This window comes from Halopelagius fulvigenes (genome assembly GCF_042662625.1).
Lineage (GTDB): Archaea > Halobacteriota > Halobacteria > Halobacteriales > Haloferacaceae > Halopelagius > Halopelagius fulvigenes.
The window spans coordinates 78220-90416 of sequence record NZ_JBHSXH010000014.1; the positions used below are offsets into that span (position 1 = coordinate 78220).

Consider the following 12197-nt stretch of genomic DNA (forward strand, 5'->3'; position numbering starts at 1 on the left):
ACTGCGCCACCGCCGGGCACCCTTGGTGTACCGATGTCGGTTGGCCTTCTCGCTTTCATGTGGATTCGTGCAGTGACCCCCTCGCCGAATACAACGCCGGTCTGTGAGTGGCATTACAATCATAGGGTTGTACGGAAATTGTCCATGTACTCCGAACGGAATCGTTCAATTACGGATCTGTGAGAGCGGACGAAAGCCGAGTATCGTGTATAGGCTACGACGACATCCAGTTAGTGCTTTTGGTAGCCTGGGTTCTCAAAGGCACGTATGTCGGGATCCTCTCCCTCGATATCCCGAATGGAATCGAGTAGTCGATCTCGGAGTGTGTCGGCCACGTCACGGTAATCATGACGACCGACAAGGTTGATCTGTTCTTCGGGATCTCGCCGGAGATCGTACAGGTACCGTTCTAAGTAAATGTCACTTGCAGGTACACCGTTTCCACCGCGCCATCCATTTATTGTTGGCGCTGCGACGGCGTACTTCCATCGGTCGGTACGAATCGCTCGGCCTATTTCGGCCTCGCTGATCTGGATGAACGCTTCGCCGTCTCTGTCCGGGTCGCTTCCCCGGATCACCGGAAGGATGCTCTTTCCGTGCATCTCATTAGGGATTTCTATCCCGGCCGTATCGAGGAGCGTCGGAGGTAGATCGAGCACGCTCGTGACCTGTTCGATGGTTCGACCCTGGTCGAACCCGGGCCCCGAAAGGATCGCTGGAACACGAACTGCCGATTCGTGCGCAGTACGCTTGTGTTCCCCGGGCCGCGTCCGGAAATGACAGCCGTGATCGGAGGTGAACGCGACGACGGTGTCGTCTCGGATGCTCTCGCGTTCGAGCGTCGAAAGTAACCGCCCGACGCACTCGTCAATGCGTTCGATGATTCCGTAGTAGTCCGGCAGTTCCTGGTACCAATCGCCGGGACGGTTTCGGAGGTCTGGTGGGACGTAGGGGTTGTGTTCGTGCCGTTCAGCGTATCCGTCCGGGGCGACGAACGTCCACCTATCGTTCTGATAGTGGGGCTCTACGTATCCAACCATAAGGAAGAACGGTTCTTCGAGCGTTTCGATAGCCCTCTCAGCGTAGTCGGTGAACGCGTCTGCGCGATACCCCTCGAACTCGACGGATTTTCCCCTATCGTCGTAGAGATATCCTTCGTCGGGATGAGTAGTGAACGGGGCGACATCGGCCGCAAGCCAGTAATCTTCGTAGCCGCCTCGGAGTTGAGGCGGTACAGGCTCGTCGAAGGTACTGGCGAGATGCCAGCTTCCGACGAATCCAACATCGTAACCGGTGGCTGAAAAGTAGTGCGCCAGCGTCTTCTCTTCCTCGTCGAGCCGAAGCGAATTGCGCCATACACCGGTCTCGGTAGCGTACTTTCCCGTTTGGAACGCAGCTCGAAATGGAGCACAAAGCGGCTGCGGTGTGATCGCCCGTTCGATTCGCGTCCCCTTCGTTGCGAGTTGATCGAGTGTCGGCGTGAAATTGACCGGCGAATTATACTCGCCTACCGTATCCCACCGCTGCTGATCGGTCAGTACGAGTAGCACGTTCGGTTTCGTGGGCTCGCCATCTGTCATCGCATTTCTGTAGTACTTGATTCGACATTAAACCTTAGCCATTACCCGCTTATTGTTGGTTTGTTCGCGCGTTGCAGTTTGGATCCGTGTCCCGCTCCAAGCCCTCATCGTCTCTGAGTCACTTACTGTGATTGGAGCCGTGTCTCGATTGAGTGGACTGTACTTCCTAGGAAAGTACCGATATCTGAATTGATAGTTTGGTTCGACATTTCCGACGTCTGGATTGTAACGGTGATCGCCCCGACTGCACGCTGGTTCTCGCCCGTGAGAGGTGCAGCAATGCAGCGAAGTCCCTCAATGTATTCACCGCGGTCGTACGCCTGCCGTCTATCATAGACCTCTTGGAGTTCTTCCGAGAGCGTCTCTCTGTCGGTAATCGTTTGGTCCGTTAACTCGGTCAATGTGACACGATCGAGTATCCCTCGTCGTTCGTCTTCGGAGAGGTACGCCATAATCGCCTTTCCGCCGGCCGTAGCGTGAATCGGAAGGCGTTCTCCGACGCTGAACGGCAGTGGGTCCGCTGAGGACGGTGAGAACCGGATAGCGTGGAAACAGTATTCGTTCTCTAACAGCACTAGGCTCGTGGTTCGGTCGGTCGTGTTAGCGAGCTTCTGTAGCGGATCTCGGGAAATGTCAACAAGTTCGAAGTGAGAACGTGCTGCTAATCCAAGCCCGAGGAAGCCCAAGCTCAACCGATAGAGTCCGTCGTCCTTGACGACATAATTTATGGACTGAAGCGTCGTGAGATGCTTATGAACGGTACTCTTCGGAAGATCCAATTGAGTAGCTATCTCCGTTACGCCCGCTCCGCTCTTCCGTTTCAACTCCCCTATTATTCGGAAACTCGTTTTCGTTGCCTTGACCGTCCGTGCATCCTTCGGTGAGGCGTCGTCAGTTCCCATACCTCTACTTCTACTTCCTAGATTATGTATTTGTTCATGCAGTGTGAACGGACTTCACTTGCATCTCTGCTCTACGAACAGATGTCCCCACGATAACCGCCTCGAAGGAGCTTCTCGACGTAACTTTTAAATTGTACACTGATAGAGAGGTGGCGAATCCAGCTCTTTCGTTTACCAGGCATGAACGCGATGTCCACACTCACTAGTAGTTGCGACGATATCGATTTTAGGCGAGGTCGTCAAAACGAACGAAGTAACGTGTTCTGTGTCGGTAATACAGTCACCGCATGAACTCCCGAAGAATCTCCACGTTTTCTTGTAGAGATGTCGTACAAGAAGAGTGGTCGAGGGGCGGCAGATTACTCGCGGTCGTCATGAGAACGGACGTCTCCGAAAGATGATGGCCTGTCAGCCTGGTCTATAGGCTAGTCGGACCGGCTCTCACATCTTTCTCTAAACTCGCTCAGTGCGGGGAAGCAATCGAACGAGATCCTTGTAGAGACGGAGTATCGGAAATCACGACCGGTCTCGGAACTGCGATGCCAGGTCCTCTGCCCATTTCTCGTTCGCGTGACGCGTCCGACCTGCGACGTGGGGTGTATGGACGACGTTATCTCGCCCTAGGAGGGGATCATCTAGCGGAAGCGGCTCAACATCGAAGACATCTGCAGCGAGTGCGATCTCGCCGTTGAGGACGCGTTCGCGGACAGCGTCCATATCACAGATTCCTGCGCGAGTGACCAATAGGAGAAGACTCCCTGTAGGGAGCCGCTCGATGTGGTCTCTCGTGACGAGTCTTCGCGTCGAGTCGGTCAGTGGAACCATCGGAGCAAAGATATCTGCGTCTTCGATGAGTTCATCCATCCGATAGACCTGACGAGCACCCGTCCGGTGGAAACAGGGTTGATCAGCGTAGGGGTCGTACGCGGCAACATCGGCACCGAAGTTGTCGGTGTAGTCCGCAAATCGGCTTCCGATATTTCCGACACCGACAATTCGTACGTTCTTTCCCGCGATGGTCCCGTGGACGTGAGTCGGTGGGTTGTTAACGTACTGGTGACCTTGCGCACCCGGCGCATCGTTTTCGAGAAGCTCTACGTCCCAATCATCCTGTGAATTCGTGATACTGGTATGTTTTTGCGGAATCTGGCGCAATGCCCCGATCGTGAGGCCCAATCCCAGTTCTGCGACGGATTGACTCCAAAATCCCTCGGATTGGTGCGTGTACGTCGTCACACCCCGTTCTTCGAGTAGATTCGAGACCTCGGAGTCCATTTCGTACATGTTGTCAGTCATCACCGCCGCTTCCTCTACCGCCTCTAGGACATCGAGGCATTCGTCGGTTACCGGTACGCCGAGCGAGACGATCCGGGTCAGTTCCGTTAGATCTTCGCCTTCAAGGACTTCTCCGAGGGGTCGCTCGTCGTCCTCGCTTAGGTGTATGAATTCCACTGGTTCATCTTCTTTCTTCCACAGCTTTCGGAGGTAGTCCGCGGCACACGGCCAGACGTCCTCGTAAAGCGGATGTACGACGATTGCACTAGTCATGGCGCAGTTGGCACTTTCGATACTGAGATTAAATAACTAGGGGTGGCTCGTGAATTACGTCAGTCTCCGAAAGCGTACAATTTGATTGGCAATGACCACTATATTTTTTGCTCTCTACTCACATCTCCAAGTAGATGTTCGACACGACAGTAACTATCCCAGCGGTATTTGGCGATCGACCCCTTCTGGAAGGGATTCGAGCGACCGGCGACCTCGGTGTCAACGCAATTGAGTTCTTCGATTGGGAAGCTAACGATATCGAAGATGTTGTCGCCGTTTGTAACGACGAAGGTCTGTCTCTCGCAGCGACTCTGAGCGCAGGCGGAGGTTCGACGGTTGAGGATCACAGCGCTCCGGCGATGACTCACCCCGACTGCACGGACGAGGTGATAGAGGACCTCCGACGGTCCATTGATACCTGCGAACGGGTCGGTTGTCCGAACCTCATCGCGACGGTAGGACCCGACCAAAACGGAATCGACCGGACAGTCCAGCGTGAGAACGTCGTCGAGATACTGAACACCGTCGCTCCCCACCTCGAGAATTCGGGAGTGACGCTCGTCCTTGAGCCTCTGAACACCCGCGTCGATCACCCCGAGTACTTCCTCACAAGATCGGATGAAGCGTTCGATATCGTTACATCGGTGGGTAGTTCCAACGTAGCTGTTCTCTTCGATATCTACCACCAACAGATCACAGAAGGCGATGTCACGCGACGACTCACAGACAATATCGAGCATATCGGCCACGTTCATATCGCCGACAACCCAGGCCGCACTGAACCGGGTACGGGCGAGTTGAACTATGAGAACATATTCGCCACACTCATCGATGCCGAATACGATGGATACGTCGGTTTCGAATTTATTCCCGAAGCCGATCCTGAGGACGCGGTACGACACGTAACCGATATTGTCCGTAAGTACCGCGGGCGGTAGATTCAGTATTACTACCGCCGTTTTCGATTTGCCTCCGTTCCGCTCGCAAGGGAGCGTTCGCCGCTTCCCGTTCCATCGTCACGATATGACCCTCGACGCCTCCACACCGCCATCTGTTTTATTCACGTCAATATGCTATCTAACTATTCCTACGATTTATTAGGGTAGAATCTTATCGTCAGAGTAGACCATGAGAGACTCGTTCACAGAGGAGAGAGTATCCAACCCCGATCAGGGACTCAACAGACGGAGCGTCCTGAAGCTGTCGGGGGCTAGCTTAGCAGCTATGTCCGGCACAGCAGGGTGTTTGAGTTCTGGAGGGGGAGGTGGAAATACCGGTAGCCAGAACGATAACGTCAAGTTCTGGCACAAAGAGACGGGGTCTAAATCCTTGATGAAGAATCTAGCCCAAGGGTTCGGGAAGGGAAACGTTACAGTCAACTCGTTCGCCGAGTCGAAGATACCGTCCCAAGTTCAGTCTTCCCTCTCGGCTGGACAACCCCCAAACGTTCTCCAATCGAAGATTCGGTCAGCGCAGCTACTGAACGGAAACAATGCGCTCTCCGCCAAAAGTGCACAGAACGTTATGGAGCGCGTCGGATGGGACAACTGGTTCAGCGGACCGAAGAGTATCGTCGGCGGACAGGACGCGTATGCGATACCGTGGTACGCGTGGATCCTCATGACGTTCTATCGAAAAAGCGAGTGGGAGGAAAAGGGCCTACCCGAGCCAACGACGTGGTCAGAGATCGAAGAATGCGCAAAAGCCCTTCACAACCCGGATAACAACAAATATGGAATCGGTACGGGGTCGAAGCACAACTACTACACTACCGAGTGCTTCCAAAACTTCGCGATGTCTAACGGTGCTCGCGTCTTCAACTCCGACGGCGAGATAATCTTCGATAGCGACGAGATGGTCGAAGCGCTCGAATTCTACGCCCACCTCCATAATGACTACGGACTCCCCGGTCAGAATAGCTATCCGACCATCAAGCAGATGTACTTCCAGGAGAACACTTCGCTGGTTCTCTGGTCGGACTGGTTGTTCTCCTCGATCTGGAACGAGGCCAGTAAGGAGATGGCAAAAGATACAGGAATCGTGGGTCACGTGAAGAAGAAGAAGAAGAGCACGTACGGGACCGTAAATACCTTCTCGATCCTGAAAACGCAAGACGAACAGCAGATGAAGGCGGCAGAAGACTTCGCATATCACATGCAACAGGGCGAACCGTACCTTCGCTGGTTGCACAGCGTCCCGCTCGGCCCGAACCCCACGACGAAAACTACGGCGAACAGTAAAGAGTTCAAATCCGGCAAATACGCGCCCGATGACGCAAAAGAGATGTTCAAAGTGTTCAGTGAAGAACTATCCGTCATTCGCGAAGGATTCTCGACCCTCAAGCGCTTCGGAACCGTAAACGGGAAGTCTTTCTCCGGTTACGGCGCAATCACGAGTGAACTGCTGATCTCTGAGGCGGTTACCCGCGTGATCAAGGGCGAAGACGCTCAGACGGTTGCAGAAGAACAAGCCGAGAAGATGCGTAACGTGATCAGTAACTGAAATAGCCACTGCGAACCACAACCGGAAAACAAACCAATAGGAATCAGCATACATGGAAATCATACAACGGATACCTGGTTCGAGGTGGAAACGTCGATACGATGAGTTACCCCTTGAAGAGAAAGAGAAGTGGCTCGGTTGGGTACTCATACTACCATCGGTGTTCCTCGTGGGGCTGGTCATCCTGTATCCGCTAGTGTACAACATCTATCTCAGCTTCCACACAGTCCCGTTACAGCCGGGTGTACCTCTCGAGTGGGTCGGTCTTCAGCACTACCATTCGCTCATCCAAGACCCAGAATTCTGGTCTTCGATCAAAACGACCGTCATCTTCACCCTAGTAAGTTCCGTCCTAGCGACTACTCTCGGACTGTTGGTCGCACTTGTGATGAACCGGGAGTTCCCCGGTCGAAAGTACGCGCGGAGTATCATCCTCCTCCCATACGTGATCCCTATCGTCGCTGCGGCGTTCACCTGGCGTTGGATGCTCAACCCCACAGCCGGCGTAATTCCGTATGCCGCTACCGCGTTTTTCGGGATGGGTACGTTTGACGTCCTCAGCAGTAGCGACTCGGCCCTCTGGACGCTCATCATCTTCGACGCGTGGAGATACTATCCGTTCGCGTTCCTGATGTTCATCGCCCGAGCTCAATCCATCCCCAATGAGATGTACGAAGCGGCTAAGATCGATGGTGCAAGCCGATTTGCGATGTTTAAGGATATCACCCTTCCGGAGATGTCGGGTGTTATCGCCACGACGTTCCTCCTCAGATGGATCTGGAACTTCAACACCTTCACGGACATTTGGCTGCTAACCCATAACGTCAAGACGTTACCCGTCTTCACGTACCAAACGGCGTTCGCTAGCTTCAAGATGGGGCTCGGTGCAGCGGTATCAGTGCTCCTGTTAGTGTTCCTCATGACCTTCGTGGTGATCTACACCCGTATGCTAGGTGAGTGGTGAAAATGTCTACCGACAACCTCAGATCTACAATGAAGGCGTCGTACCGAGAAGCAAAACAGTCCACCAAACGGGCGTTCCGACACAACCAGATTGAAACGAGTTGGGTCGAACGCATTTGGCTAGCTGTGCTCGTCGGGACGATCGTATTATTCTCAGGATTCCCGATTTGGGTTATGGTCATCACTAGCTTCCTGCCAAACGACAGTATATTCAGCCTTCCGCCGACGCTTCTCCCGACAGATCTCACCTTGGATCACTACCGGTTGATCCTCTCCCCGGAGATCATCCCGTTCGTCCAGTTCTTCATCAACAGCCTCCTCGTCTCGCTTATCGTTGCTGCACTTTCCGTAATAGTGGCGACGTTCGGCGCATACAGCTTCTCGCGCCTCGATTATCCGGGGCACCGAATCATCTCGCGCGGCGTTCTCATCGTGTATATGTTCTCCGGGATTCTGCTCGTCGTTCCCCTGTTCAAGGTAATGGCCTGGCTCGGTCTCGTTGATTCGCTCGCGAGCGTGGTACTTGCGTATCTCGTGTTCGGATTACCGCTGTCGTTGTGGCTGCTGGGAAGCTACTTCAACAGCCTACCGATAGATATCGAAGAAGCGTCGATGATGGACGGATACTCGCGAGTCGAGACGATCTTCCGAATCACAATTCCCCTGAGCGCCCCGGCGCTCGTGGCCGTGTTCCTCTATACGTTCCTGATCGCTTGGAACGAGTACCTCTTCGCTAGTATATTCCTGAAGACGCGGACGAACTACACGCTACCGATCGGGATCGAGGCGATCTATGCCTCGTCGGTCACTAATACCATCTGGGGGAATCTCATGGCTGCATCGGTGCTGGCCACGATTCCCGTATTGATCCTGTTCTTCAAACTGGAAAGCTTCCTGACTGAGGTCTCCTTCGGATCTGGAAAGTGATAACGATGGGCACGCAACAAAACACCGCCGACGGCCTTGACGGACAGACGGATAATAACCAAGACATCGAATCGATCCAAGAGAGCGTCAAGCTGCGTAATCTTCGGAAAGAATTCGACGATGTCGTTGCGGTAAACAACATCGATTTGGAGGTGAGTGCGGGTGAGTTCGTCGTTCTGCTCGGTCCGAGTGGATGCGGGAAGACAACGACGCTTCGGATGATCGCCGGACTCGAAACGCCGACCAGCGGAACGATAGTTATCGGTGGACAGGACGTGACCACGGTACCGCCGCAAGATCGGAATCTTTCGATGGTGTTCCAATCGTATGCGCTCTATCCCCACTTAACGATCCGAGAGAATCTGGAGTATCCGCTCCGGAAGATGGCTCTGAGCGTGGATGAGCGGAGTAGAAAGGTGAATTCGGTCGCTGAGATGCTCGGAATCAGAGAGCACCTCGACAAGAAGCCCGACCAGTTGAGCGGCGGTCAGCAACAACGGGTGGCGATCGGACGGACGATTGTCCGTGAACCGCGCGTCTTCCTTATGGACGAACCCCTCTCGAACCTCGATGCAAAGCTCCGAGTGGAGACGCGGGCAGAGCTACAAGAACTCCAACAGGACCTCGGTGTCACCACCGTCTACGTAACTCACGACCAAGAGGAGGCGATGAGTATCGCTGACCGTCTCGTGATAATGAACGAGGGTCGAATCGAGCAGACCGGAACTCCCAAGGAGATCTACGAGAAGCCGGCTAATACGTTCGTCTCCGGATTCGTCGGCGAGCCGGCTATCAATCTAATTGATATCTCTAAGGGGTGGTCACGGCGGTTAGGTGGCGATGTCCCCTCGCAAGCCGAGACTATCGGAATTCGCCCAGAGAACCTGTACGTCGAGGGTAACGTCGACTCCGACGTTAGGGAGTCAGTGGATCTCAGCGAGCCCGTCTCGCTCACTCTGGACTTGATCGAACCGCTAGGAGACACGTACGAGCTCACACTAACTGATGAATCGGATACGCTCATCACCGTCCTCAGCCGCGCAGGTCGTACGCTTACCGAGGGGACAGATGTTGAAGTTGTAGCCGACATGAGCAAGGTGCATCTGTTCGACTCAGAGGGAGAGGCGATACGATGAAGAACGAGACCACCGCCCGCACGGAAGACCTCCGTCGGAGGGACCGATAATGGCAGATCTGGAACTGAAAAACCTGTTCAAGCAGTACGACGATGCAAAGGGTACCGAAGTAGCAGTTGACCGTGTCGACCTACGGGTGGACGACGGTGAGAGGTTGGTACTGGTAGGACCGAGTGGCTGCGGAAAGACGACACTGCTCCGGTGTATCGCGGGCCTCGAAACGACGACGGATGGGAAAATCGAGATCGGCGGACGTGAGGTACAGGACCTAACGCCTAATGCCCGGGACATCGCGATGGTGTTCCAGTCCTACGCCCTGTACACGAAGATGACCGCCCGCGAGAATATTGGATACGGACTGAAACACTCCTCTACGCTATCCGCATCCGAGCGCGAGCAACGCGTCGAAGAGATGGCCGAGATGCTCGGAATCGAAGAGCTCCTGGACAACAACCCCTCCGAGATGAGTGGAGGCCAACAGCAGCGTGTAGCGCTCGGACGGGCTCTCGTTCGTAATCCGGATGTCTTTCTCCTGGATGAACCGTTAGCTAACTTGGACGCGAAACTCCGAGCGCACATGCGAACCGAGCTTCAGCGGATACACAGTGAACTCGACGTGACGATGGTGTACGTGACCCACGACCAGAAGGAGGCGATGACAATGGGCGATAAGATCGCTATCATGGACGATGGCGAGGTTCAACAGGTCGCCTCGCCAGAGGAGGCCTACGACCATCCGAACAACCAATTCGTGGCGACGTTCCTGGGGAGTCCCTCAATGAACATCATCGACGCGACCGCCAGGAAGGACTCTAAGGGGGTGACGTTCACTCACGAGAACAAGACCCTCGCTCGGGTTTCTTCCTCGTATATCGAGGGGATAAACGACGGGGATGATGTCAACGTCGGACTCCGTCCGGAGGACTTGGAATTCACCGACTCAGCAACGGGGAGTTCCTTCACGTGCCGCGTCACTGTCCGAGAGTACCAAGGGAACAGCAACTATATCCACTTGAAATTCGCTGATAAGGAACTGACCTCAAAGGTACCTACTAATGTCACTCCAGACGTCGGGGATGATCTCGAGGTTACTGTTGCCTCTGAGGACATCTATGTCTTTGACCCTGATTCCGGAGAGGCACTTAAAACTAAACAGCCGTCTCGGGTTGCCCCTTAGAACTCCTTTAGAACACAGTATTTAGCAGCACTCCGACCTCAGATGACTGGCGATTTCAGAGAGAACTGACTATCAAGGCTGTGTCTTAACCACTCACCTGCCAGTTGCTTAAATAGCGTATCAGCGATCCTATTTCGTTTCTAGCCGGGTTTGCGAACGTTGAAGGACAGTGTAACAACTTCCATTTCTACCAGTAGTTGAGACCAACATTCTCAATGCATACGGCCTCATAGCAAAGCTGGAAACGCATTCTCGTTGAAGAGGCTGTGACGGCGCTCGTCGACGAACTACAGTAAGCAGCTTAGTTCTGCTAAACCCCGTGAAAGAGCCTATAAGGAGAGCGTGTTTATGTAACGAGTCGAGAATGACACCAACCATCTTCGGTTAACGTGTCGGTGGTACCCCACTCATCTACGATAGTGAAATCAGCGTTCTATAATCGTGTAGCGTCTGCTCCGGCGATATGCCATTGCACCTCGACACCGCTCTCAAGCCAATTTCGATTCGACCCACATCATTCATCAGGGCCTTTGGAGAGAAGTAATCGTCCATCGGGACGCAAGCCCAGAGTGAATTGATATAGCGAAACAGGATATAGGAAGGGAGAATACTACGCTAAAGTGTCGGAATATAGCAGTACGACGTTTCCCTTGAGAAATTTAGAATACAGACGTTCCACTTACGTGTAGTGGAGTACACGTAAGTACATTCAAGGGGGTCGCCGCTGTACCCTCATCGAACTCGATGCGACCCACGAAATCCCCAGGTTACAGCCCACGAAACACCTATTCCGACACAGGAGGCCGACGATGAGCGTCGACGAGACAACTGAGTTCACCGAAACTGTCGGCCGCTACCTCCGCTCCAGCGGTGACTCCAAACAATACCGCGACACCGCCGAGACTGTACTTGGACAGTTCGAGACGTGGCTGCGGCGCCGCGACCTCAACTCTTTCGAGGACCTCGAACGCGACGGCGGACAGATCATCCGACGGTACGCCGACCGACTGAACCAACGCGTCGAAGCTGACGGCATCGCGGCCTCGACGGCGCAGATGTACTACAACGTCATCTCTGGGTTCCTTGGATTCTGCGTCCGCGACGGCGTCCTCTCGCGGAACCCGGCGACGACGGACCGCGCCCGCGAGCCCCTACCTCGCGACGACCAAGACCGCACTCAGCAGTTCTGGACCCCGGACGTCCGCCGTCAGCTGGTCGAGTACACGAACGAGCGAGCGTGCGAGGCCATCGAGGAAGATGGCCTCGACGCGACGCAAGCGGTCCAAGAGCGGGCGTTCGTCCACGTACTCGCGTACACAGGCGTCAGAGGTGCAGAGGTCTTCCGAGTAAGCGGCGACGACCGCGAGGGCCGACAGGGACTAACGTGGAGTCGTGTAGACCGCGAGTCGTGGACGTTCCGAGTCTGGGGGAAATCGCAGTCGTGGGAGGACGTCTCGGTGCT

At 54.5% G+C, this 12197-nt stretch carries 9 protein-coding genes and 1 pseudogene; 7 read left to right on the forward strand and 3 right to left on the reverse strand.

The features are described 5' to 3' along the window. Positions 1 to 230 precede the first annotated feature (230 nt). From ACFQEV_RS09870 to ACFQEV_RS09880, 3 genes are all read right to left on the reverse strand, one after another. Positions 231 to 1580: a sulfatase-like hydrolase/transferase gene (locus ACFQEV_RS09870; protein ID WP_379695380.1), complete on the reverse strand. Its 1350-nt coding sequence runs from the start codon at positions 1578 to 1580 to the stop codon at positions 231 to 233. A 122-nt stretch (positions 1581 to 1702) separates the two neighbouring features. Beyond that, positions 1703 to 2482, reverse strand: a complete 780-nt coding sequence (locus ACFQEV_RS09875; protein ID WP_379695382.1) for an IclR family transcriptional regulator — start codon at positions 2480 to 2482, stop codon at positions 1703 to 1705. A 516-nt stretch (positions 2483 to 2998) separates the two neighbouring features. Continuing rightward, positions 2999 to 4030 carry an NAD(P)-dependent oxidoreductase gene (locus ACFQEV_RS09880; protein WP_379695384.1) on the reverse strand — a complete coding sequence of 344 codons (1032 nt, stop codon included), beginning with the start codon at positions 4028 to 4030 and terminating at the stop codon, positions 2999 to 3001. A 134-nt stretch (positions 4031 to 4164) separates the two neighbouring features. Between ACFQEV_RS09880 and ACFQEV_RS09885 the strand changes: the two genes are divergently transcribed. The 7 genes and pseudogenes from ACFQEV_RS09885 to ACFQEV_RS09915 all read left to right on the forward strand — a co-directional run. Beyond that, positions 4165 to 4968 (forward strand): hydroxypyruvate isomerase family protein, encoded by an 804-nt coding sequence (locus tag ACFQEV_RS09885; protein ID WP_379695386.1) that lies wholly within the window; start codon positions 4165 to 4167, stop codon positions 4966 to 4968. Positions 4969 to 5158: 190 nt separating this feature from the next. After that, the gene (locus tag ACFQEV_RS09890; RefSeq protein ID WP_379695388.1) at positions 5159 to 6532 is read left to right on the forward strand and encodes an ABC transporter substrate-binding protein; all 1374 of its coding nucleotides are present in this window, start codon (positions 5159 to 5161) and stop codon (positions 6530 to 6532) included. Between the two features lie 52 nt (positions 6533 to 6584). Continuing rightward, entirely contained in the window at positions 6585 to 7496 is a 912-nt protein-coding gene (locus ACFQEV_RS09895) for a carbohydrate ABC transporter permease (protein ID WP_379695390.1), read from the forward strand. A 173-nt stretch (positions 7497 to 7669) separates the two neighbouring features. Then, the gene (locus tag ACFQEV_RS09900) at positions 7670 to 8422 is read left to right on the forward strand and encodes a carbohydrate ABC transporter permease (protein ID WP_379695392.1); all 753 of its coding nucleotides are present in this window, start codon (positions 7670 to 7672) and stop codon (positions 8420 to 8422) included. Positions 8423 to 8427: 5 nt separating this feature from the next. After that, the gene (locus tag ACFQEV_RS09905) at positions 8428 to 9558 is read left to right on the forward strand and encodes an ABC transporter ATP-binding protein (protein WP_379695394.1); all 1131 of its coding nucleotides are present in this window, start codon (positions 8428 to 8430) and stop codon (positions 9556 to 9558) included. A 49-nt stretch (positions 9559 to 9607) separates the two neighbouring features. Beyond that, complete coding sequence (locus ACFQEV_RS09910) at positions 9608 to 10735, forward strand: ABC transporter ATP-binding protein (RefSeq protein WP_379695396.1); 1128 nt, start codon at positions 9608 to 9610, stop codon at positions 10733 to 10735. A gap of 809 nt (positions 10736 to 11544) precedes the next feature. Then, a pseudogene (locus ACFQEV_RS09915) lies at positions 11545 to 12197 on the forward strand (tyrosine-type recombinase/integrase); the annotation flags it as partial.

Coding starts and splice junctions, on each gene's coding strand:
- ACFQEV_RS09870 (WP_379695380.1), bottom strand. CDS start 1,580: ATGACAGATGGCGAGCCCACGAAACCGAACGTGCTACTCGTACTGACC.
- ACFQEV_RS09875 (WP_379695382.1), bottom strand. CDS start 2,482: ATGGGAACTGACGACGCCTCACCGAAGGATGCACGGACGGTCAAGGCA.
- ACFQEV_RS09880 (WP_379695384.1), bottom strand. CDS start 4,030: ATGACTAGTGCAATCGTCGTACATCCGCTTTACGAGGACGTCTGGCCG.
- ACFQEV_RS09885 (WP_379695386.1), top strand. CDS start 4,165: ATGTTCGACACGACAGTAACTATCCCAGCGGTATTTGGCGATCGACCC.
- ACFQEV_RS09890 (WP_379695388.1), top strand. CDS start 5,159: ATGAGAGACTCGTTCACAGAGGAGAGAGTATCCAACCCCGATCAGGGA.
- ACFQEV_RS09895 (WP_379695390.1), top strand. CDS start 6,585: ATGGAAATCATACAACGGATACCTGGTTCGAGGTGGAAACGTCGATAC.
- ACFQEV_RS09900 (WP_379695392.1), top strand. CDS start 7,670: ATGGTCATCACTAGCTTCCTGCCAAACGACAGTATATTCAGCCTTCCG.
- ACFQEV_RS09905 (WP_379695394.1), top strand. CDS start 8,428: ATGGGCACGCAACAAAACACCGCCGACGGCCTTGACGGACAGACGGAT.
- ACFQEV_RS09910 (WP_379695396.1), top strand. CDS start 9,608: ATGGCAGATCTGGAACTGAAAAACCTGTTCAAGCAGTACGACGATGCA.